Source organism: Curtobacterium sp. BH-2-1-1 (genome assembly GCF_001806325.1).
Classification (GTDB): domain Bacteria; phylum Actinomycetota; class Actinomycetes; order Actinomycetales; family Microbacteriaceae; genus Curtobacterium.
In genome coordinates this window covers 1,004,816-1,027,104 of record NZ_CP017580.1, presented here as the reverse complement: position 1 = coordinate 1,027,104, position 22,289 = coordinate 1,004,816, and the positions used below count along the sequence as shown (strand labels likewise).

Genomic DNA, 22,289 nt, shown 5'->3' with positions numbered 1-22,289 from the left:
ATCAGTGAAGGCCGTCTGCGGGTGCTACCGCATTCGAGTCTGCACTTGCGAGGACCGGGTCGGCAAGAATCCGTGCCAGCGGGATGGAGGCCAGACCGGTGGTCGGAGGCTGGCTCGTACCAGACGGATCGCGACGGCTACTAGGCATGTGGAGAGGCTAGGCAGACGGCACTCGTTCACGCGTGACCTCATCACGGACAGCTTCGGGGTGAACCGATGAGCATCGACTCGACCCTCGCGTGGGTCGTAGCTTTCCTTGTCGCGACGGTCGCGGTCAGTGCGGCAGCTCGTCGCGTCGGATGGTCAGCTCCGCTCGCGCTTGTCCTCATAGGCGTTGGCGTCTCTTATGTGCCAGGAATTCCGCGCGTGGACGTTGAACCAGACTTCGTGCTCTCGGTTCTTCTCCCACCGCTCCTGTTTGCAGCGGCTCTTCAAACCTCGCTCGCGGACGTACGAGCACGTCGCGAGTCGCTCCTGCTGCTCTCAGTCGGGCTCGTAGCGTTCACCACGGTGATCGTTGGGCTCGTGACCTGGGCAGTGGTCCCAACACTGACGCTTGCTGCAGCCTTCGCGTTCGGAGCTGTCGTCGCGCCGACCGATGCAGTTGCAGTCACCGCAGTGACGCGGCGTGCGCCACTGCCGAGACTGCTCGCATCAGTCCTTGATGGTGAGAGCCTGCTGAACGACGCCACCGCTCTCGTCGCTCTCAACACTGCGATCGTCGCAATCGTCGCGGTGTTCGATCCCGTGCGCGCGGCCGGTGAGTTCGTCCTCGCCGTGGTCGGCGGGATCGGGGTTGGGTTTCTCGTCGCGTTTTTGATGGGAGCAGTGCGACGGCGAATCTCGGTGGCGGTGCTCGACACGAGCCTGTCCCTCGTCACACCGTACGTCGCCTTCCTCCTCGCGCACGGCATAGGGGCGTCGGGTCCTCTCGCAGTCGTGGTCGCTGGACTGTTTCTCGGGTTCCGCGCTCCGGTTCTCCAATCCGCGGAGGCTCGCCTCGCTGAATCGCTCAACTGGCGCACAATCCAGTTCTTGCTCGAAAACGCGGTGTTTCTGCTCATCGGGCTCAGCCTGCCGGCGATCCTTGGAGGCGCACTGTCATCCAGCATTGGCGTCGGTCGCGCGCTGCTCATCATCCTCACAGTGGTCGTCGTACTCGTTGCTACGCGACTTGTGTGGAGCCTCGCGATCACCGCGATCTATCGATGGGGACCGGCTCGTCTGCGACGTCGGAGCTGGCAGTGGCGGTTGAATCTGCCGGTGACAGTGGCTGGGGTTCGAGGGGTGGTTACTTTGGCCGCGGTGTTCCTGCTCCCCGAGCAGACACCGCACCGAGCGTTCCTGCAATTCCTTGCTTTCATCGTCGTGCTGGCGACACTTCTCATCGGACTGACGCTGCCGTGGGTGATCCGGCTTGTCGCGTTGCCACCACCAGACCTCGACCAGGAGCGCATGGAGACTCAACTCCTTCTTGCTGAGGCACGCGCGGAAAGCCTCCGACTCGTGGAGGAGTTGGAGGACGGCGTCTTCGACGACAGGGTCGTCGAGCGTGTCCGTATCGATGCGGCGTTCCTTGGGGAGACTCTCGTGGGAGATGACGGGGTTCGCGCCGATCGAGCCGCGGCCTACTCCGAGCTGCGAATGCTGACAATCGCCGAGGAACGTCGCGCTGTCCTTCGGGCGCGAGGCGAAGGGCGCTACCCGGAGTCCACGGTTCGAGCCGTCCTCACCGTTCTCGACATTGAAGAAGAAGCAGTGAGAGCCACACTCGCGGGCGACGCGAGCTGACGGACTAAGTCCGCGGCTCCCGATCGTGTCCCTCGGAGGAGCACGCGGTGGCTCCTAGCGGCTCTTAACGTCGACCTCGCCGCCGACTAATACGGCCGGGCAAAATCCAAGGAGCCATCAATGACCAACACGGCAACCACCGCGGATCACACCGCGGCAACCGCGTCCAACAGGACCGTGACCGCGGCGAACGGCACGACATACGCGTACCGGCGATTTGGGAGCAGCACCGACGGAGTGCCCCTCGTCTTTCTGATGCACTTCCGCGGCAACCTTGACAATTGGGATCCCGCTCTGATCGACCCCCTCGCCGCCCAGCGCGAGGTGATCCTCGTTGACAATGCCGGCGTCGGAGCGTCCACGGGCACCGTCCCTTCGACGGTTGCGCAGATGGCGACCGACCTCCTCGCCTTCACCGACGCGCTCCGTCTCCGACGCTTCGACGTCTTTGGGTTCTCGCTCGGCGGGTTCGTCGCTCAGGACCTTGCACTTCTCCGGCCGTGGGCGGTCCGCAGGCTCGTCCTCGCCGGGACTGGCCCTGCTGGTGCCCCGACGATGCATGGCTGGAGAGAAGACATCGAGCGCGAGTCCCGCCACGACGCACCCACCGCGGAGAGCCTGCTGTACATCTTCTTTGCGCACACCGACACGAGCCGAGCTCGTGGTGTCGAGTTCCTCCGTCGACTGGGTGCCCGCGCCCAGGACCGTGATACTCCGACGACTCCTACTGTTCGCGATGCCCAGTACGACGCTGTGCTCGCCTGGGGTGTGCCGGACCTATCGAAACTCGAACGGCTGACCGGCATCCAGCAGCCGACGCTTGTTCTGCAAGGCGATGACGACCTGATGATCCGGACGCCTGGCAGCCACACCCTCGCAGGACTCATCCCGAACGCACGTCTGCACATTTTCCCGGACGCAGCTCACGCGTCGATTTTCCAGTACCCAGACGAGGCGGCAGCCATCGTCAACAACTTCCTGACCGCGGCCACCGCCGCCTAACCCTGAGGCCATCATGACCACCACGACTCTGCTCGACCGTATCGTCGAAGCCCACGGCGGCGCCCGCTGGGCTGACGTCTCCACAATCTCGGCGAACCGCCACTTCGGAGGAGCGTTCTGGGGCCTCAAGCAGGTGCCCGGAATCGCCGAGGAAGGACGGTTCACCGTCGACCTCCGGCGCCAGCGCACATCGCTCGAGCACTTCGGAGCCGACGACATCCGCACTGAGTTCACCGGCGACCACGTGGCAGTGCTCCGGAGGGCCGCCGGCGGCGACGAAGTCATTGAGGAACTGGCGAACCCCCGCGCGTCGTTCGCCGGGCATGTCCTCGAGACACCGTGGAATCGGCTCCAACTGGCATACTTCACCGGCTACGCCATGTGGACGTACAACACCGAGCCGTGGTCGTTCACATTTCCTGGCGTCCAGGTCGAAGAAGCCGGCCCCTGGACAGAGCCGAACGGCGAGAAATGGGACAGGCTCCGCGTCACGTACCCGGACAGCATCGCCACCCACACGCCAACGCAGACGTTGTACGCCGACGCCGACGGTGTACTTCGCCGCCGGGACTACGAAGTGGACATCGCTGGGGGCTCCCCGAGCGTGGAATACATGACCGGCCAGAGGTGGGTCGACGGTTTGCTCCTCGCGACTGAGCGAAACATCTTTGTCCGGGATGCAGATGGCCGAGCGCTGCCCGAGCCTCTCATCGTCTCAATCAGCATCGACGACATCGTCGTCGCCTAAGGCGGTAACCATGCGTGTCGTCATCGCCGGCGCTCACGGCAAAGTCGCCCGGCTACTCACCGAACAGCTCCGCTCCGACGGTCACGTCCCCGTTGGAATCGTCCGGAACGCCGACCATCGCGGGGACCTCGCCCGGTTGGGAGCTATCCCCGTGGTCCTCGACCTCGAAGCGACGCTCCTGACGGATGTCACTGCCGTGCTCCGAGAGGCAGACGCAGTCGTCTTCGCAGCAGGGTCAGGACAGCGGAGCACCACCGCCCGTTCCCTGTCAATGGACCGTGACGGCGCCATTCTGCTGGCCCAGGCAGCGGTCTTCGCGGGAGTTCGACGCTTTGTGATGCTCTCTGGTGCGGGAGCAGATGACTACGAGCGGGGCTCGACCGACCCGTTCCAAATCTACCTACGAGCAAAAGCTGATGCCGACGCGGCCATCCGAACGCTGAACCTCGACTGGGTGATCCTGAGGCCCGACGCGTTGCACGACGGACCGGGATCGGGTCGGTTCGAGGCGGGATTACGCGTGGAACGCAACGGTATCGCGCGGGCCGACGTTGCGAGCGCCTTGCGGGACGTCGCGGTTGGTCCTGACCCGGGACGCGTGCAACTCGAAATCACGACAGGGAAGCTGCCACTTCGCGTGGCGCTGTCAGCGGCGCAACCAGTCGCGAATTGACCACGCAGTTCACCGGATTTGAGAAGGAAGGCTGAAATGGCGGACATTCAAGGAGCCGTGGTCCTCGTCACGGGGGCGAACGGCGGGCTGGGCGAGGAGTTCGTCCGGCAGGCGGTGGAGCGCGGCGCCGCAAAGGTGTACGCCGCTGCTCGAAGACCGCGTCCATGGCCGGACGCTCGGATCGTGCCGGTCCGCCTCGACGTGACGGATCCACCGTCGGTGCGTGCGGTGGCGGAGGAAGCAGACGACACGACGATCGTCATCAACAACGCTGGGGTGTTGCGAAGCGGTTCCCTCGTGGACGGCGACCTCGGTAACGTCCGCGACCAAATGGAAACGAACTTCTTCGGTCCCCTGCAGGTGACTCGGGCATTCGCCCCGGCATTGCGGCGCTCACACGGAGCCCTGGTCAACGTCGCATCCGCGCTGAGCTGGTTGGCAATCGGCAACGGCTATAGCGCATCCAAGGCTGCGCTATGGTCGGCGACCGACTCCATCCGCCTGGAGCTGGCGGGTGATGGGGTCCAAGTCGTCGGGGCGTACTTGGCGTTCACAGATACCCCTATGACGCCGGGAGACATGCCGAAGAACGACCCGGCGGATGTCGTGAGCGCCATTTTCGACGGCGTCGTGGCGGGTGAGCACGAGGTCCTCGCCGATGATCTGACCCGGTCTGTTCGGTCCTCGCTTGCTGCGCCAGTGCACGAGCGGTACGAATCGTTGGTTGCGCCGCCTGGCGGCGACGGCGACCGCTGAGTTCCGAAAACACTGTTGGCTCAGACCCGTGAGGGTCTGAGCCAACAGTGTTTGATCAACGTCCGATCGGTTGCAGAATGCGGAGTGTGATCGGGGCCGCTAGCCGCCCCTCGAGAGCGGTAGTCAGCGCGACGAAGGCAGCGCCGGCCGCGTGCGTGTCCAACGCGGCTTGGTCCGCCCACCGCTCCACCATGACGAAACGACCGTTCTTGTCGTCCCAGTGCAGGTCGTAACGCTCACAACCGGCGTCCTCGGAGCGAACCCGATCGACCGCCGCGAGCAGGGCTTCCTGCACCGGCTCCTCGTTGTAGGGGACCGGCTCGATTTCAGCGATGACTGCGATGCTCATGATTTCCTCGATTCAGGCGACGCGCTGGCCGCCGTCGACATGAAGGGTTGTCGCGGTTAGGAACGGGTTGCCGAGTGCGAACAGGACGGCATCGGCGATGTCGGCTGGCACACCCACCCGGCGTGCCGGGTTGGTCTGTGTGACCTCGTCGAAGAACGCCGACTTGTCGTCCATGCCATCCCAGGAGCCGGAATCCACCACTCCGGGTGAGATCCCGACGACGCGAATCGGAGCCAAGTCGACCGCGAGCGCTGGAACGAGCGCGTCGACGGCACCGTTGGTCGTTGCCATCACCGCGAGTCCCGCCTGCGGCCGCGTTGAAACGTAGCCCGAGAAGAGGACAAACGAGCCCCCTTGGGACATCACCGGCGCCAGGTGCTTTGCGAGCAGGACTGGGCCGATGACCTTCGCCCGGAACGCCCCTTCGATGTCGGTCGCGTCGAGCGTGGAGACCGGACCGTTGGCGTGGTCGGCCGCCACCGTTACGACGTGATCGACGGCGCCGACACGTCGGGCAACGCTCCGGATACTGTCCTCGTCGCCAAGGTCGAGGTGCATTGCCGACGTTCCGCGGCCAACGATTTCCGCCACTTGTTCGGCGGTGTCGATGTGCCGGCTGGTGACAACCACGGTAGCTCCAGCATCAGCAGCGGCTTGCGCGACTGCCGTCCCGATTCCGGATCCGGCACCGACAACGAGAACCGACTTGCCCTTCAGACGGGAACCGTCGATGACGCTCATCGTGCAGCGTCGACGCCGGCCTTGGCGATGACGGCGTCCTGGTCGGGCGTGCCACCGCCGGAGCCGATGGCGCCGATAACGGTGCCACTCTCGTCCGTGATGGGGAGGCCACCGGCGAGGAACGCGAGGGGCTCGGTGCTCGCTGCGCCAAGGGTGTACAGGGGAGCGCCGGGTTGGATCGCCGCCGCAAGGTCGCCGGTGGCGGCACCGCCGAAGTACACGGAGGTGCGGGCCTTGGCAAAGCTCGAGTCGATCGAGACCAGTGGAGCCCCATCCTGACGAATGGAGGCGACCATGCGGGCGCCCAGGTCCAGCACGGTGATCGACGACGGAACGCCGAGCTCAGCGGCCTTAGCGTCAGCTGCAGCAATGATGCGCTGTGCCTGCGAGAGATTGATGGTCATGATCTTTTCCCTTGTTTGTTATTGATGGTGGGCGGGTCTTAGGACGCTGGTTCGTCGGTGACGACGACCTTGCCGATGACGCGGCCGCTTTCGACGAGCGCGTGCGCTTCCCGCAACGTCTCGGCACTGATCGGGCGGAGCACTGTCGTTGCCGTGTGGCGGATGCGGCCGGCGTCAACGAGGTCGGCGACTGTGTCCAGAAGCTCGTGCTGGCGGTGCATGTCGTTCGCTTGGTGCAGCGATCGGGCGAACATGAACTCCCAGTGCCAGCTGATCGCCTTTGACTTCAGAGCAACGACGTCGACGTGCTCGGGGTCGTCGATGGCGACGATCTGCCCGAACGGGCGAAGCATCCGCTCGTAGACCGGCAGCTGGCCGGAAGAATTCGTCGTGAGGATCCATTCGATGCCATCAGGGGCGATGTCGAGCACCTGGGCGGCCAGGTCGCCGTGGTGGTCGACTACTGTCTCCGCGCCCAGCTCGCGAACCCAAGCGGCGCTTTCCTCGCGTGAGGCTGTCGCGATGACGCGCACCCCGGGTCGAAGAGTCCGAGCCAGCTGAATGGCCATCGAACCAACGCCGCCCGCGCCGCCGACGACGAGGAGGGTGCCGGTTGCGTCGGAGTCGATACGAAGCTTGTCGAACAGGCTTTCCCAGGCGGTGATTGCGGTGAGCGGGAGGGAAGCGGCCTGCGTGTGAGTCAACGTCGTCGGCCGGCGGCCGACGATGCGCTCGTCGACGAGCTGCAGCTCTGCGTTACTTCCGGGCCGGTCAATAGCGCCGGCGTAATAGACCTCGTCGCCAGGAGCGAACAGAGTGACAGCCTCACCGACGGCGCGGACAGTGCCAGATGCGTCGAACCCGAGAACGCGGACGCCGCCGTCCGGCTCGGCGTTCCCACGCAACTTCACGTCGACCGGGTTCACCGAAACCGCATGCACCGCGACCAGCAGGTCGTGCGCCCCGGGGACTGGTTCGGGGATCGTGGTCGGCACCAGACTGCGGGCGCTGGTGACCGGAAGGGCTGCCGTCTGTCCGATCGCTCGGACCTCGTTCGTTGTCATGGTCATCACCATGCACCCGGGGTCGTGGTTACCCGCAAGGGCTCCTGGTTACCCGCGGGTAACCAGGAATTCCCTGGTCGAACACGGTTACCGAAAGGAACTGAACACTTGCTGGTTGTGCGCTCTGGGGTTACCGTTTTGTTGTGACCGCCACGCTCAGCCACCCCCTCGAAGCCGTCCACGTCGTCGACACGTGCGACCGAAACGACGTGTACGCGGCCGCGTGCCCGTGCCGCGAGATGCTCGACTTGCTGGCCAACAAGTGGACGGCGCTTGCCATTGGTGTGCTGGAGGATGGCCCGCAACGGTTCGGCGAGCTTCGGCGGCAGCTGCAGGGCGTGAGCCCGAAGGTGCTGTCCGCATCGCTCAAGCGCATGGAAGACGCTGGGCTTGTCAGTCGCACCGTATTCGCCGAGGTTCCGCTTCGTGTGGAGTACGCGCTCACGCCACTTGGGCTGGGCGCCGCGGCGCCGCTCGCGCATCTGCGTGACTGGGTGAACGAAAACGTGACGCGACACTGACGACTCCTTCCGGCTTGGGGCCCTCGATCGTCGGATGAATCGTGCAGCGAAGCGTGTCCCCGTCACGGACACTGAGCGGGTGTGCTGACCAAAGGCGAATCGTGTCGCGCTGGGATGCGAGCCGCGATGATTACCGGACGGCCGGATCAGAATCCGGTTAGCTCGAGAAGGCGCGGCAGGTTGGCAGCCGAGGCACCGTTGTGAGCGGAGGCGTTGTGTGGTGCATGCAGTTCCTCGGGTTGGCACTGGCGCTGGTGCTGCGGCCAGCACGAAACTCCTACCTCCGGCAGCCGCTCCCTGACAGGGCGGATCCGGTCGTCGTGGATGGTCCGCGCCCGTTGCGGTTGCTCTTGGTGGGTACCGACGCAGCAACTGGATGGGGAGTGCGAAGTCACAGCGTGAGTCTCGCCGGGTTCATCGCGCGGGCTGTCCACGCCCGCACGGCCCGCGGGGTCGAGGTTGATCCGCAGGTGATCGCTTCCGGACGTTTGAGGAATATCTGCGCCATGGAGAGCCTCGCTGACGCAGGTGAGTGTGACGCCGTTGTCCTGGTGGCAGGCGTGTTAGACGCCGTCCGCCTTTGCAGCGTTCCGCGATGGCGCCGCGACCTGGTTGAGCTGGCAGCGACGGTGCCTCTTGGGAAGCGCGCACAGTCGACAATCTTCGTCGCCGCGATTCCCGCGCCAAGCTCGCTTCCGCGAATACCATTGCGAAGGGGCGGTCTGGTCGACCGATGGGCCGAACGCCTGAACGCCGAAAGTGCGCGCGTCTGCGCAGACGGCGAGAACCTGATCTACATTCCGCAGGTGCGGAGCGAGATTCCTGTGGCGCCGGACGGTCGGGTCCGTTCCTCGGCGAGCTACCGCGCACTCGCTGAAAGTTATGCAGCGCACATCGCGCCGGCTCTGGAGGTCCGACGACACGGAATTGCGTCCGGGATCACGGACGAGCGTTCGAGCGGGGTTCGCGAGTCGTGAGTGCAGGCTCACGGGCACGAGAACGCTCGCGTAGTTGGCCTCGGGCGGCGCGACGTGCGCTCAGTCGATGACTTTCGGCTGGGACGACGGTCAGCGGTAATCAGTTGGCGCGAGGTCGCCGTGTTTCGGGCGGAGGCGCCGAGCTGCGGCCCGAGGACCGACGGCCCTTGCGGGACTCCCGTCAGCTCGGAAAGCAAGATGAGTGCCCAGAGGGGAGTGTCCGCGGAAACGAAGATGGGTGGCACGCAGCTCGCGATCTGAAGCACACCCCGCGACTCCCTCGTAATTCGGCGTTCGACCGGCAATGACGGGGCGACAAGCCCCGGTGCGAAGGACGCGCGTCGCGAGGGTGACCTGTCCCCGTTGGGAGCAGGCTGCTGGACGCGACCAGCCGTACGGTCGGAAACAGCCGGATGGGTAGAGACTCCGCCCGGGTGCTGCCAGTCAGGCAGTCGGAATCTTCGGAGCAGCGCGTGCCCGTTGGGGGTTACTGCTTCCTTGTCTGAAACGGAAGGCCATGTCCGATAGCTCGGGATCGATCGTCGTCGCCTACCACACCGGTTACGGCCACACTGCAGTGCTCGCTGAAGCGGTTGCCCGCGGGGCGGCAGACCGCAGCGCCGTTGTCACCCGCATCGATGTCAGCACGCTGAGCGACGCCGACTGGGACGCTCTGGATGGGGCGGATTCCATCATCTTCGGCGCACCCACGTACATGGGTGGAGCGTCCGCCGAGTTTCACAAGTTTGCTGAACTGACGGGAGGGCGCTTCTTCCGCAGCGCTTGGGCCGACAAGCTCGCGGCAGGCTTCACCAACTCCGGATCCAAAAGTGGTGACAAGTCGAACACGCTTGGATTCTTCCAGGCGCTCGCAGCGCAGCACCACATGATCTGGATCAATCTCGCGCTTCCCGCGGGCTGGAACTTCGCGGACAAGTCCGAAGATGACCTCAACCGCCTCGGCTTCTGGCAAGGTGCCGCCGGCCAGACGCACAACGACCTGGCCCCCGAGGCCATGCATCCCTCGGACATTGAGACAGCCGAGCACCTCGGGCGACAGGTCGCTCGCCAGACGGAAATCTTCATCGCCGGTCGACGCGCTGTCAACGTTGCCGCAGTGCCGGACACCGAGTACGTGTGATGACCGACGCGACAGCGCACGTTGAGCGGACAGCTGCCTTCCCCGGTTCACCGGACACGGTGGGGAAGCGTTTCGGGAACTTCGACGACATCTCGTGGATGCCGGAGTGAAGCGGGTGCAGCACATCACACCTGGAAGGGTGTGGGAGGCGTTCCTCCAGGGCGCTGGTCAGTCGGTGGCCGAAGCACTCGTGGCGGAGACCGATTGAACACAGACGTTCCGCTTCGCCGACCCGAGTCCGCGGCCGGTCGCCGACTATGCGGCTGAAGCCAAAGCCGCCAGTCGCGGCAACATCAGCGTCGTGACGTGGTCCGCAGACTTCAACCCCCGCTCCGCGACGGCAGAAGCCGCCGCGGCGCAGATGCTGTGCTGGTACACGGTGTGCCTCGAGAACGCCGGCGGGCAGCTGAGGAGCGCGGGCGAGTAAGTTCAAAAACGATCTGCGGAGGCTGCCGCAGGAGCACTCGCCCGACTCCACAGGCGAGCCCGCACAGAATCGTACTTCCGGCGACGGCGAAGGTGGCCAGCCGCCAAGGACCGGACGGTATCGCCACACGTGGCCCGCTTCCCTCAGGCCCAGCGTTGTGCAACGGCGTAACCACGACGTGCCTCCGTGGATTGCTGTGGTGCCAGGTTGCTGGCGAAGCCGGGCTTAGCCCTCACCAGTTTTCGACTGGCGGTGCCGGGAGACGCAACGGAAGGTCAAGGCTCAACCGAGTGTGCAGAAGAGGGCTGGGTTCAGAATCGAGGCGGGCACCAGCACAGACGTGCGAAGTTGGACGCCTGTGCTCAGTGCGACAAGTGTCTTCCCGTTATGGGTCGCCGTGTTCACCACGTGTCCGGGCAACTCGACAAGGCGCGCACCGGCGGATGATGCCTCGCACCCGTCAGTCACAACGGCCACTCGGCGGCCAGCGGTCATCGGCAGCTTGGCGACCGCCATCGCAAGATCTCTGTCGCCAACTATCGTCACATCGACATCCAGCATCGTTCTCACACCGCCCGTGTAACACCGTCCGGACCTATCGTGTTCCGCGGGCAAGAGCGGCGGCCCCGGGCCAACGGGACTGCTGCAGGTTTGGTTGACTCCTGACAGGTAGGGGCGTTGGCTCCTGCTGGAAGAATGTGCGCCATGGTGAAGGCGTATCCGGAAGAGTTCCGCCGAAGCTGGGCGAGTACGCCCAGGCCGACGGACGAGTCGGCTCCGACATCGACCGCTTCTGCTGGCAGTTGATCCGCCGCCGTCACACCACGCCACTTCTCACGCTCAAGACACATGCCTCGGCTCGCTTCACTTTCCTCCTGATCTGGTGCGGACGTTCTCGAGGTGGACGCTCAGAGCCCGGAGCGCCCCGTCATGGTTGTGCTCTTCCACCCGTCGGAGGATCTCGGAGTGCTCGGCGAGAGCTTCGCCGGCGTCGACCCGCTCCGGGCCGTGTGCCCAGGTCTGGCGCATCCGGAGCGCATCCCAACCGAGATTGCGACGCATGGACGTGAGGTACCGGTTGCGTGCATGCCGGAAGAACGACGCATGGAACTCCGCGTCGGCGTTGAAGTAGTGCAGGATGTGCGCATAATCGACGCCGTCCTCTGCGTCGATGGCGCTGACCGCGTCCGCGTGGACGGCGTGACTAGACCGCAGATCGACGACGAAGCCCGACCATTCCTCGAACGCCCGGCTGAGTGCGGCACCTTCGAGCAGCTGACGGGCATCGATGAGTTCCCCGAACTGTTCGGCCGACGGGGGATCTGCGACGACGTACCCGCGGTTCGCGAAGTACTGGATCGAACCGTACTGCTCCAACGAGACGAGCGCCTCGCGGACCGGTGTCGGAGACACTTCGAAGTCCCGGGCGAGCGCTTCGATGCTCAACCGCTGTCCGGGCTTCCACCGCCCTTCTGTGAGTTGCTCGAGGATCATGGACTGGACCTCGCTCCGGAGCACACCCCGCTTGACCACCATCTACTCCTGACGAGACCGGACACGCGAAACAGCGGGTTCTGGCACGATCGGTGCGCCAGCCACCGAGGCGCGGGCGAATAAAAGAATGTGTCGGCGCCGCCGAGCAGCACCGACACATCTTTCCACACGGCGGCCGTCGGACGGCGTGGGCGCCCCTGTCGTTACCCGGCTCAGGCGGTCTGGCCAGGGTAGAGGATGACCTTGTTCGCTTCGCCGCTGAGAAGATCGATCACCGGACCGAGTTCGCCGAGGGGCATCCGGTGCGTGATGAGCCATTCGAGGTCCACTCGACCCGACTCGATCAGCGCGGACAGTTCCTCCCATGTGTCCCAGAGCGCCCGCCCGTAGATCCCGTGCAGCGTGATCTCCTTCTTATTGATGTACTGGGAGATGTTGAGGGAGATCGGCTTCCCCGCGTGTCCCACGGACACGACCTGCCCGTTCCGACGAACCGCATCGAACAGCGTCGGATAGGCGGCTGCGACACCGGAAACCTCGAACGCGACGTCGACACCGCCGCGGTGCGCGTGCTTCCGGTCGATGTACTCGAGCACCTCGGTCCCGGGTGAGAAGACCGTCGCCCCGAGCTCCTCAGCGAGGCCTCTCCGGTAGTCGTTCGGTTCCGTCGCGATGACTTCCGTCGCACCGAGCATCAGGGCGAACTTGACGATGAGCAGGCCGATCGGCCCACAGCCCGACACCAGGACCACGTTCGCCGCGATGTCCTTCCCGCTGCGCTGGATGGCGTGCCAGGCGACGCCCGATGGTTCGAGAAGGGTCGCGGTCTCGAACGACATCGAGTCCGGGATCTTGAACACGAGGCTCTCAGGCACGGCAACTCGTTCGGCGAAGACGCCGTCGAGGTCGTTCGCGAGGAGTCGCATGTGCTGGCAGTTGCTCGGACGGCCGGTCGTGCACATGAAGCAGGTTCCGCAGGCGGCGTGCGAGTCGAGAGCGATGCGATCCCCCACCTTGACCCGCGTCACTGCGGAGCCGACCGCGAGGACGACCCCTGAGCCTTCGTGGCCGAGCACACGCGGGAACTCCATCGGGAATCCCTGGGCCGTCTCGCCCCACTCGTAGAACTCACGGTCGGAACCGCACACAGAGGCGGCCTTCACCTCCATGAGCACGTCGTTGTCACCGACGGTCGGCTCCGGGAAGTCCGTGACGAACGAAGCGCCAGTTGCAGGTTCAGTCTTGATGATGGCACGCATGGTGCACTCCTTGTCGTGTTGGTGCGGTGTTCATGAAGCAGGCGTTCGCATCAGACCGAGGCCCGCATGTACTCGAGGCTGATCGCGCCCGTGTAACCACTCGCTCGCACCTCACCCAGGAACGCGTCGAAGTCGAGCGTGCCGGAGCCAGGTTCGCCGCGGCCCGGGACGTCGGCGAGCTGCAGGTGCCGAACGTGCGGTGCGAGGGACTGCCAGGCGGCGACCAGATCCACGCCGTTGCTGGCGAGGTGGTAGGTGTCGAACAAGAAACCGATCCCGCGGTCCGTCAAGTCGGCTTCGGACAGGAACTCGACCACGTCATCTCCTGTGCGGAACGGGTAGTCGGGGTCGCCATCGACGCTGAGCGCCTCGATGAGGACGGTGCCGCCGAACGACCCGACGACGTCCACGCACCACCGGTAGTTCGCGATCGCCGTGTCTCGTTGTTCTCGGGTCGTGTACCGCAGATCACGATTGCCGGCGGCCACGTTGAACGTCCTGACGCCGAGCCGGTCCGCCAGGACCCGGAGCCCGTCGATGCTCGCGCGGAATTCGTCGACTCGGTAGGGCAGGGACGCCAGCCCCCGCTCCCCGGCCGCGCGGTCACCGCCGTGTGAGTTGATCGCGACCAACTCGAGCCCGGCCGAATCGATCGACGAGGCGAACGCTTCGACGTCGTCCGCGGGCGGGGTCGCGTGGTCGAAGTCCCACCACGACTCGACCCGCTCCCAACCGTCGCTCCGCGCCGCCGCGGCACGATCGGGCAACGGCAGGTCGCGGTACACCGTCGAGAGGTTGACGACGGCGCCGTCTGCTGGCCCGGGAACGATGCTCACGACCAGTAGTCCAACACGTCGCGGACGTACGCCATGTTCTCGGCGACGACGCCGATCGAGTCCGCCCCGTAGTGCTCGCAGCAGATGACGCCGTCGAACCCGAGTTCTATAGCCCGCCCGAAGACCTTGCGGTAGTTGATGTAGCCGTACTTGAGCGGCTGCGGGGACGTCGCGTACGCGCCGGTCGCCGGGTCGTGGTCACGGGAGTAGTTCTTCACGTGCCAGAAGTTCGACATAGGCAAGACCTTCTCGAACATGGCCTCGACGTCTTCGATGTCGCGGTGCAGTCGGACCAGGTTCCCGATGTCCGGGTTCAGGCCGACCGCCGCATGGTCGACGTCCTGGACGAATGCGACCGCTTCATCCGGGGTCCCGAGGAACGTGTCCTCGTACATCTCCAGGCTGAGGAGGAGCCCGTTGCTCGCAGCGTGGTCGGCGAGTTCCCGGACACGCTCGACGGCTTTCGGTCGAAGCGCCTTGTCGTCCTGGTGTCCGTCCGCCAACCAGAACCACAGAGCGGTCTTCTGCTCCTCGGTCAAGGCCTCCATGAAGCCGATGTTGACGACCGATGCGCCGAACTCGGGTGCGATGTCGAGGTACCGGTGCACCGTTTCCAGGTTCGCGTCCCCCGCCTCCGGGTCCACGATCGAGTGCCGGGTCAGCGAGATCGAGGGGATCGACAGACCCTCATCGGCGAGGACCCGGCTGAACTCTGCGCGGCGATCGTCGCGCAGGTCCCCGAGCGGTACCCACATGTCAGTCGGGTCGATCTGCTCGATACCGAGCTTCCGGAGAGAGCGCAGCGTGCGTGCCCACTCGGCTGCCGGCGCGTCGACGACATGGCCACCGTCGTCGGCTCGATAGCCGATCTGGCCGAGGTTGGCGGCGATCGGTGAGGTTGCGGCGTTCATGGTGAAGTCGTGTCCTTTCGTGTTGTTGGTGGTCATGACTCGTCGGCGACGACCCGCACGCCGTACGTGTCGGTCGTGAGTTCCTCGTGCGTGCGACGGCCGCGGAGGACGGTGCCCCAAATGATCCCGATCACGGCGAGCACCTGCACAACGATCACGAAGATGATCACCGGGGTGTATGCGCCGCCAGCACCGGCGATGAGGGCAGTCGCGATGAGCGGCGTGGTGCCACCGAGGAAGGCCACGTTGAGTTCACGTCCGATCGCGATACCGGAGAAGCGGTAGTGCGTCGGGAACAGATCGGTCATGAATGCCGCCTGGCTGGCGAGGGCGCCTGCCTGGATGACGCCGTACCCGATCATCACCGCGAGGATGACGAGACCTGGCACGCGAGTCTCCAACAGCTGGAACATCGGGATGATGTAGATGATCATCGCCACGGCCGACGCGACAAACAGCTTCGGGACGCCCACTCGGTCGGCGAGTGCCCCGAGGAGGGGGATCGTGAAGAACGCGAGTCCGGTGCCGGCGACGACGGCGACGGTTCCAACAACGGGCGACATGCCGAGGGTGTTCACGATGTAGCTGATGGAGAAGGTGTTGATCAGGTACCCAGCGACGTTGATTCCCGAGCCGCAGAGGAAACCAGCGATCACACGGCCAGGGACCTGTCGGAACGCCTCGAGCACGGGGACCTTGATCTTCTTCTGAGCTTCCTGCTCCAGGCCGAGGTCCTTCTTGAACTCGGGCGTCTCGTCGAGGTGACGACGGATGTAGATCGCGACGGCGAAGATCACGGCGCTGCCGAGGAACGGGATGCGCCAGGCCCAGTCGTGCAGTGTCTCCGTCGGCAGCAGCGACAGGAGTGCGAACAACCCGGTGGCCGATGCGACCGCGAGGCCCTGGGAAGCCTGACCGAAACTCGTCAGGAACGCAAGATGGCGGCGTGGAGCGAACTCGCTGACCGCAGTGGCAGCACCGGCGTACTCGGCGCCAGCGCCGAGCCCCTGGAGGATCCGCGTGAAGATCAGCAAGATCGGCGCCCAGACGCCGATCGAATCGTACGTGGGCAAGAGGCCGGTGATGACCGTCGCGATGCCCATCAACGTGATCGTGGCGATGAGGATCGGTTTGCGACCGATCCGATCGCCGATGTTCGACGCGATGATCCCGCCGATCGGCCGGACGACGAACGCCGCCGCGAACACGCCGAACGACGCCATCGTGCTGATCACCGGATCGTTGTTCGGGAAGAACAGCGGTCCGAAGACCAGCGCCGTGGCGGCACCGTAGAGCGCGAAGTCAAAGTACTCGATGACGGTACCGATGGACGTCGCGACGACGACCCGTCGGACTGTCTTTCGTGGCACCTCCGGAGAGGCGGGGACTACAGCATGAGGCATGAGGGAATCTCCGTTGATTGGTGGTCGTGCCGGTGTCGCCGCCCGATCATGACGTGGTCATCACGTTTGCTCGGGTTGTCGGCTGTTTGCTGTTTGCGAGCGTAAACTCTATAGGATTCCGTTGTCAAGCGAGCGTTTCGCGGCTCCGACACTCCGTCAACTGCACTGTCGGGAGTTGGAACCTATAGACTTTTGCCGATCAGAATGTGGTCCGGCCGCGTCATCACGGACGAACCGACACCAGCAACAGCAGACCTGGAGGTCGATCGATGCGGGAAATTGACTGCACACAGCAGGTCGGAAAGACCGCACAACACTCGGGATCGAGCTCGGCTCCACCCGCATCAAGGCGTGCCTGGTGGACGAGGACCCCGTGCCCATCGCCGCCGGGTCCCACGAGTGGGAGAACGAGTTCGTCGACGGCCGCTGGACCTACTCGCTCGACGCCGTCGAGACCGGCCTCCGAGCCGCGTACGCCGCGCTCGTCGCCGACGTCGAAGCGCAGTTCGGCGCGACGGCGTGGGCCGCACGACGGCTTCATCAACGCAGGCCTCGGCCGGCGCAAGTAGTTCGACGACGATGGGCTCTCGGACGGAAAGCGCCCTGCGGCCGACGTTTGAGTTAAGGATCAGCTACGGGCCAGCCGTGGGCTCGCTGGCCCTTGAGAGCGTCAGAAGTACATGCGTCCCCGCGCGATGTCAGCCTCGGCCTGCCGAAGGGCCTCTGCGACTTCGGGGTCAGTCCCTTCGAACTTCGCCGCCCGAGAGCCAAAGTTCGTGTATCGGTGCATGACGAACCACAGCACGAGGAGCACGGCCAAGACCAAGCCGGTTCCGATCCACCACCACTTGCGGGCAGCGTAAGTGCGACCAACCGCGGGCACAAGCAAAGCGATGCTCCGTTGAAGGATCGTCAATCGGGACGCCGCCACGCCTGCGCCGGGTGAGGCGCTTGCACGCGTCGACGGTGAGGGAGGCGACCAGCAGGGCAGCGGCGGCGACGAACGCTCGGGCTGCGACCGGCCATCCGGCGGTGAGCAGCAGAGCGAACTCGGCGACAACCGCGACCGAGGACCAGAGGGCGAGAACGACGGCGGTGACACCGGCCTAGGGCCGCGTGCCGGTGACGCTGGTGACGATGCTGTTGCTGCTCATGTCAGAGGTATGCGCGGACGAAGCAAGAAGTTCGCGTGCCGGTCAGGTTGTCGGCGCGGACTTCGCGTCCATGTCCTTCAACCACTTGTCAGTGGGAGCCCAACCGCCGGTGCGACTCATTGCGTACCGCAGGAGCACGTCCCGGCGAACGGATGGCTTCCATTTCGCGCGCTGCCACTCGGGCAGTTCGTGGAGGTCGGAGATGAACACCTTCGCGCTGTTGTCGAGGAGCGCGTACGTGGACCGCCACTCCTCAGCAACCCGCTGCGGCGCCCACCGCAATGCGTACTCAGCGCCGACGTCGTTTTTCGACTCCATCCGGCTGCGGATGAACGCTTCAACGACCGGTTTCCTCGACATCGGCTTCGCGGCCCTGACCCCGGCATCTTCGATGGCCGCCTGGATGAGTTGCTGCGCACGCGCCAACCGTTCACGTCGTTCCCGGTCGCGTTTCTCGTCCGCGTCTTCCTGCCATTCCTCGAGCTCGGCGGTCAGCTCCTGCGACCAGTCGACGGCCGCCCACCATGCGTAGGACACCCCCGCGCCGATGAACTGGAGGTCCATCCCCTCGAGGTCGCCGTCGTGACTCGCGGCGTTGTTCTGGAGGCTGGCGGGCACCCCTTCAGCGTCGCCGAGGAACTCCGCCAGGTCGAACGTCCGCTTTCCGAGGGTGACGAACGCCGCGCCGACATGGCTTGCGATGTCGAGCGCGTCGTCGAGGGTGACCTCGGGAGCAGCGAACAGCACGTCGGTGTTCTTCACGACCATCGCCGGCAGGAGCCGTAGATTTCGGCCCGCCGCTTCCAACGGAGCCCGCTCGAGCATCGCCCGCAGCTCTGCAGGGGTGACGGTCGAGGGAATCTCGTCATCATCGGGCATGGCTTGACCGTATCGGGTGGACGCGACAGCGCAGGTGATTACCGGAAGGAGGTCGCCACTGGCTGGCGCTCCCGCTTGGCCACCGTCGTGGGCCTTCCTCGCATGTGGCGGCTTGAAACCATCGCAGATCAGGCCACCGAAGCAGGCCAAGTAGCGGCCATCTAGCGCGTGCAACGGGAAGGGGCGAATTGCCCCTCCCCGTCGAGTCACCGCATCGCGGCGCTTGCTACCTGCTCTTCTTGTGCGAGGTCTGCGTCGTGTTCGGTTGCGACTTCGCGTAGCTGGGCTTCACGAACTTCCCCGTGATCGAGCTCCGCGACTGGCCGTTTCCCTTGCTGCCCTTCGTCAAGATCTCCGCGCTCCTTGCCGGCTCCTACAGCGCGACCTGTTCGCGCCGACGTCCTGTACCAGAATCACCCGTGGAACCACATGTTGTGGTGCGACACACCCAGAACCACTACATGTTGCGGCGGCCGCAGTGTGTCGTAGCTACAACTCACCGGCATCGACGACGCCGACACACGGGAGGCCTGATGCGTCCCGCTGGCCGATCGGCATGCGGGACGCGCTCGAGCATGTTCCGGCGCACTATGAACGAGTGCGTGTGTTGACGATTCAGACGGTAGCGATGGGAGTCTCCGCGGAGCAGGAGGCGCATTGGCCACAGCTCGCAGCCGCTGCGATGCTGGCAGCAGAGGAGGGCCGCGACCCCGTTCCCGCGGTGTGGTTCAGGACAGATGAAGGAGCGAGTGGGCTGATTCCGGTTTCCGAGCTCACTCCCGTGAACTTCACTGATGACGAGGAACCGGCTCGATTCATCGGGACAGTGACCGCGATCGGCCCCGACGCCGCTCCATCGACCTGAGCTCTGTCCGGTCGCCGATCCCTCTGCGGGAACGGCGCACGGTAGCTTCGGAGCATGCCGGCTTCTCAGTACGTTCGATTGCTGCGCGAGCGGATCGGGAGCAGCTACCTGCTCCTCCCGGGCGTGACCGCGGTCATCCGAGACGACGATCGGTTCCTCCTGGCGCGGCAGCGCGACTCCGGACGATGGAGCCTGATCGGGGGCGGCATCGAGCCCGGCGAGGACCCCCGCGCGGCGCTGCTGCGCGAAGTGCGAGAAGAACTCGGTGTGGGCAGCGACGTCATCCGGATCATCGGGGCTTACGGCGGCGCCACCCTCGAGAACGTCTACCCCAACGGCGACCAAGTTGGGTACGTGACGGTGGCGTACCTCTGCTCACTGCATACGTCGTCGTTCCTTCTCGACGAGGACGAAGTGCTTGAAACCCGGTGGGCGACTCTCGCCGAACTCACCGAACTCGATCATCACGAGTGGATCGACCAGGTGCTGACCGACGCCGCCCGGTAGTGGATCCTCCAGCGTTCCCTAGTGGACTCGGCCTCCTCGTGGGAGCTTGGGACGATGCAGCACAACGACGTAACGCTCACCTGGCGATCAATCATCAGTGACGAGGAGCTAGCAGACCTCACCGCAGCACATGGAGGGTCGCCCGAATCCGGCTGGTGGGATCGGGTAAGCCCGCGCTCCCTCGGTTGGGTCGCGGGCAGGGGCCCCGGTGGTGAGCTGGTCGGCTTCGTGAACGTCGCTTGGGATGGTGCGGACCACGCGTTTCTCATCGACACGAAGACACACCCGACCTACCAGCATCAGGGCCTTGGAACAGCCGTCGTCCGCTGTGCCGTCGAAGCGGTTCGCGCCGCCGGCTGCGAGTGGTTGTTCGTCGACTACGGCGAGGACATGGTGCCCTTTTACGAGGGGGCCTGCGGCTTCCTACCCACCCGCGCCGGACTCGTGCATCTGCGCTGATCCGCCGTCCCGATAGCCGGTCCTTGACTGGTCGCGTCGCTTCCTCAGGTTGCTGTGACGAAGCGACGTACGCGGCGGCGAGCATCTCCGTCGCACATAGGTGGTCCGGAACGAATCTCAGTGCGGGTGCGCCATACGGCCGCGCAGAGAGCGTCGGTGCCTCTTCGTACGATCCGTTTCGTGGGTCGTCGTCGTTCGAATCGTTGGGTGCCGCCGCAGCCGTTCTCGCTAGAGGAATCGGCACGCGGCGCGGACGTGCGGGAGCTTGAGCAGCCGATGCCGGTGTACGCCTGGTTCCAGCTGCCGGACAGGCTTATCCGCCGCGATGATGCGGTTGCGCGGAGCATGACTCGTGACGCGGTCTGGGTGGAAGCGGGTCGCGGCGAGACGAAGCTCGCGGCGTGGGTTTGGAGGAGCTCGGTGCGGCATAGAGCCGAGGAGCGGTCGAGCTGATCCACACAGTCAAGCTCTGAATAGCGTGCAGCGACGTCCCACAAGTACTTGCTGCGCCTCGACGGTGAGTAGGGCGGTCGAACCCTCGGGACTGCTGCAGGTTTGGTTGACTCGTTTGTTTAGGCCGCGAGTGCGGCCTGTGGGTTGATGATCGTCTCGTACTCGATTGGGGTCAATTTCCCCAGACCTCGTTGGCGCCGTTTCCGGTGGTAGGTCGCTTCGATCCAGGTGATGATCGCCAGCCGGAGTTCCTCCCGGGTGGACCATCGCTTCCGGTTGAGGACGTTCTTCTGCAGGAGCGCGAAGAACGATTCCATCGCCGCGTTGTCCGCGCACGCGCCGACGCGCCCCATCGATCCGAGCAGCCCGGCGTCCGATAGCGCCCGGACGAACTTCTTCGAACGGAACTGGCTGCCCCGATCCGAATGGATGACTGTCCCTGACGGGTTCCGGCGGGAAATCGCCATCTGCAGAGCCGCGACGGCAAGTGAGGACCGCATCCGGTCGCTGATCGAGTAGCCGACGATGCGCCGCGAGCACGCGTCCTTGATCGCGCAGAGGTAGAGCTTGCCCGCACCGGTCGGGTGCTCCGTGATGTCCGTCAGCCAGAGCTTGTCGAGGTCTGGTGCCGTGAACGCACGCCGGACCCGGTCGTCGTGCACTGGCGGCCCGGCCTTGCGATTCAGGCCGCGCTTCTTCGCATGCAACGACCACAGCCGCTGCTGCGAGCACAGCCGCCACACCCGCCGCTCTGATGCTCGGTGGCCGGCAGCATGAAGGTCATCGGCGATGAACCGGTATCCGAACGTCGGATCGTCGCGGTGCGCATCGATCGCTGCGTTGGTCAGGTGCGCGTCCGCCCAGTCTCGATCGGTCACCGGATCGGCACGCCACCGATAGAAGGCCTGCTTCGAGAAGCCCAACACCCGGCAGGCCACCGCGACCGGGATCCGATCGTCGGCGAGTTCGAGGACCAGCGGGTAGATCATTTTGGGAGTTGCGACTGGGCGAAGTACGCGGCCGCCCGGCGGAGGATCTCGTTCTCCTGCTCAAGCAGCCGGATCCGCTTTTGGGCGTCCCGCAGCTCCGCCTGCTCGACCGCTTTCGCCGACGGCACCGCTGCAACATTGATGCCGTCGTCGCGGTCCGCGAGCCGCAACCAGCGGGCCAGGCAGGACTCGGACACACCGAAGTCCTTCGCGACCTGCCGCACCGACGTCTCGCCCTTCCGGGCGACCGCGATCACATCACGGCGGAACTCTTCCGGATACGCCTTCACCATGGCGCACATCCTTCCAGCAGGAGCCAACGCCCCTACCTGTCAGGAGTCAACCAAACCTGCAGCAGTCCCCACATCCTTCCAGCAGGAGCCAACGCCCCTACCTGTCAGGAGTCAACCAAACCTGCAGCAGTCCCGAACGCTTCATCAGGTCATCGAAATCGCCGTCCACCACAGGTGGGCGGCGCTGTCGTCG

21 protein-coding genes and 1 pseudogene are annotated in these 22,289 nt (G+C 65.2%); 11 read left to right on the top strand and 11 right to left on the bottom strand.

The window, feature by feature from the left end; translation table 11 throughout:
* Nucleotides 1-216: 216 nt before the first annotated feature.
* The 5 genes from BJK06_RS04735 (at nucleotide 217) to BJK06_RS04715 (ending at nucleotide 4,970) form a co-directional block, all read left to right on the top strand.
* On the top strand, nucleotides 217-1,791 hold the full coding sequence (locus tag BJK06_RS04735) for a sodium:proton antiporter (RefSeq protein ID WP_070416915.1): 1,575 nt from the start codon (nucleotides 217-219) through the stop codon (nucleotides 1,789-1,791).
* A gap of 120 nt (nucleotides 1,792-1,911) precedes the next feature.
* Nucleotides 1,912-2,793, top strand: a complete 882-nt coding sequence (locus BJK06_RS04730; RefSeq protein WP_070416914.1) for an alpha/beta fold hydrolase — start codon at nucleotides 1,912-1,914, stop codon at nucleotides 2,791-2,793.
* 13 nt (nucleotides 2,794-2,806) lie between these two features.
* On the top strand, nucleotides 2,807-3,541 hold the full coding sequence (locus BJK06_RS04725) for a hypothetical protein (RefSeq protein WP_070416913.1): 735 nt from the start codon (nucleotides 2,807-2,809) through the stop codon (nucleotides 3,539-3,541).
* 10 nt (nucleotides 3,542-3,551) lie between these two features.
* On the top strand, nucleotides 3,552-4,214 hold the full coding sequence (locus BJK06_RS04720) for an NAD(P)H-binding protein (RefSeq protein ID WP_070416912.1): 663 nt from the start codon (nucleotides 3,552-3,554) through the stop codon (nucleotides 4,212-4,214).
* 36 nt (nucleotides 4,215-4,250) lie between these two features.
* Entirely contained in the window at nucleotides 4,251-4,970 is a 720-nt protein-coding gene (locus tag BJK06_RS04715; RefSeq protein WP_070416911.1) for an SDR family oxidoreductase, read from the top strand.
* Between the two features lie 55 nt (nucleotides 4,971-5,025).
* Here the strand turns inward: BJK06_RS04715 and BJK06_RS04710 are convergent, their stop codons facing one another.
* The 4 genes from BJK06_RS04710 to BJK06_RS04695 are packed head-to-tail and all read right to left on the bottom strand — an operon-like array spanning nucleotide 5,026 to nucleotide 7,528.
* Nucleotides 5,026-5,319, bottom strand: a complete 294-nt coding sequence (locus tag BJK06_RS04710) for a putative quinol monooxygenase (protein WP_083295056.1) — start codon at nucleotides 5,317-5,319, stop codon at nucleotides 5,026-5,028.
* 12 nt (nucleotides 5,320-5,331) lie between these two features.
* Complete coding sequence (locus BJK06_RS04705; RefSeq protein ID WP_070416909.1) at nucleotides 5,332-6,060, bottom strand: SDR family oxidoreductase; 729 nt, start codon at nucleotides 6,058-6,060, stop codon at nucleotides 5,332-5,334.
* Nucleotides 6,057-6,464, bottom strand: coding sequence for a heme-binding protein (locus BJK06_RS04700; RefSeq protein WP_070416908.1), 408 nt, complete (start codon nucleotides 6,462-6,464; stop codon nucleotides 6,057-6,059). Before BJK06_RS04700 ends, BJK06_RS04705 begins: the two co-directional genes overlap by 4 nt.
* Nucleotides 6,465-6,502: 38 nt before the next feature.
* Nucleotides 6,503-7,528, bottom strand: coding sequence for a zinc-binding alcohol dehydrogenase family protein (locus BJK06_RS04695; RefSeq protein ID WP_258027706.1), 1,026 nt, complete (start codon nucleotides 7,526-7,528; stop codon nucleotides 6,503-6,505).
* 143 nt (nucleotides 7,529-7,671) lie between these two features.
* On the opposite strand from BJK06_RS04695, the gene BJK06_RS04690 reads away from it, so the two are divergent.
* The 3 genes from BJK06_RS04690 to BJK06_RS18985 all read left to right on the top strand — a co-directional run bounded on the left by BJK06_RS04690 (nucleotide 7,672) and on the right by BJK06_RS18985 (nucleotide 10,594).
* Entirely contained in the window at nucleotides 7,672-8,049 is a 378-nt protein-coding gene (locus BJK06_RS04690; protein WP_070416907.1) for a helix-turn-helix domain-containing protein, read from the top strand.
* A gap of 1,494 nt (nucleotides 8,050-9,543) precedes the next feature.
* Nucleotides 9,544-10,167, top strand: coding sequence for a flavodoxin family protein (locus BJK06_RS04685; protein WP_070416906.1), 624 nt, complete (start codon nucleotides 9,544-9,546; stop codon nucleotides 10,165-10,167).
* A gap of 301 nt (nucleotides 10,168-10,468) precedes the next feature.
* Nucleotides 10,469-10,594, top strand: coding sequence for a hypothetical protein (locus BJK06_RS18985; RefSeq protein ID WP_258027705.1), 126 nt, complete (start codon nucleotides 10,469-10,471; stop codon nucleotides 10,592-10,594).
* A gap of 864 nt (nucleotides 10,595-11,458) precedes the next feature.
* On the opposite strand, the gene BJK06_RS04680 is transcribed toward BJK06_RS18985, so the two are convergent.
* The 5 genes from BJK06_RS04680 to BJK06_RS04660 form a co-directional block, all read right to left on the bottom strand.
* Nucleotides 11,459-12,088, bottom strand: a complete 630-nt coding sequence (locus BJK06_RS04680) for a GntR family transcriptional regulator (protein WP_258027704.1) — start codon at nucleotides 12,086-12,088, stop codon at nucleotides 11,459-11,461.
* Between the two features lie 212 nt (nucleotides 12,089-12,300).
* Entirely contained in the window at nucleotides 12,301-13,347 is a 1,047-nt protein-coding gene (locus BJK06_RS04675; RefSeq protein WP_070416904.1) for an alcohol dehydrogenase catalytic domain-containing protein, read from the bottom strand.
* 50 nt (nucleotides 13,348-13,397) lie between these two features.
* Nucleotides 13,398-14,183 (bottom strand): hydroxypyruvate isomerase family protein, encoded by a 786-nt coding sequence (locus tag BJK06_RS04670; RefSeq protein ID WP_181015147.1) that lies wholly within the window; start codon nucleotides 14,181-14,183, stop codon nucleotides 13,398-13,400.
* A complete protein-coding gene (locus BJK06_RS04665; protein WP_258027703.1) occupies nucleotides 14,180-15,130 on the bottom strand; it encodes a sugar phosphate isomerase/epimerase in 951 nt (316 codons plus the stop codon). Before BJK06_RS04665 ends, BJK06_RS04670 begins: the two co-directional genes overlap by 4 nt.
* Nucleotides 15,127-16,464 carry an MFS transporter gene (locus BJK06_RS04660; RefSeq protein WP_181015146.1) on the bottom strand — a complete coding sequence of 446 codons (1,338 nt, stop codon included), beginning with the start codon at nucleotides 16,462-16,464 and terminating at the stop codon, nucleotides 15,127-15,129. The genes BJK06_RS04665 and BJK06_RS04660 overlap by 4 nt, the downstream gene beginning before the upstream one ends.
* A 316-nt stretch (nucleotides 16,465-16,780) precedes the next feature.
* Between BJK06_RS04660 and BJK06_RS18980 the strand changes: the two are divergent.
* Nucleotides 16,781-17,011: pseudogene (locus BJK06_RS18980) on the top strand (ATPase); the annotation flags it as partial.
* Nucleotides 17,012-17,693: 682 nt separating this feature from the next.
* Here BJK06_RS18980 and BJK06_RS04650 read toward each other — a convergent pair.
* Nucleotides 17,694-18,530 (bottom strand): hypothetical protein, encoded by an 837-nt coding sequence (locus BJK06_RS04650; protein ID WP_070416901.1) that lies wholly within the window; start codon nucleotides 18,528-18,530, stop codon nucleotides 17,694-17,696.
* A gap of 919 nt (nucleotides 18,531-19,449) precedes the next feature.
* Between BJK06_RS04650 and BJK06_RS04640 the strand changes: the two genes are divergently transcribed.
* Nucleotides 19,450-19,902, top strand: coding sequence for an NUDIX domain-containing protein (locus BJK06_RS04640; RefSeq protein ID WP_070416899.1), 453 nt, complete (start codon nucleotides 19,450-19,452; stop codon nucleotides 19,900-19,902).
* 54 nt (nucleotides 19,903-19,956) lie between these two features.
* Complete coding sequence (locus BJK06_RS04635; protein WP_070419222.1) at nucleotides 19,957-20,361, top strand: GNAT family N-acetyltransferase; 405 nt, start codon at nucleotides 19,957-19,959, stop codon at nucleotides 20,359-20,361.
* Between the two features lie 572 nt (nucleotides 20,362-20,933).
* Here the strand turns inward: BJK06_RS04635 and BJK06_RS04625 are convergent.
* Nucleotides 20,934-22,096, bottom strand: a protein-coding gene (locus BJK06_RS04625; protein ID WP_156794760.1) for an IS3 family transposase whose coding sequence is annotated in 2 segments (ribosomal slippage) — nucleotides 20,934-21,814 and nucleotides 21,814-22,096 — 1,164 coding nt in all. Because the reading frame shifts where the segments join, the coding sequence is not laid out codon by codon here.
* Between the last annotated feature and the right edge of the window lie 193 nt (nucleotides 22,097-22,289).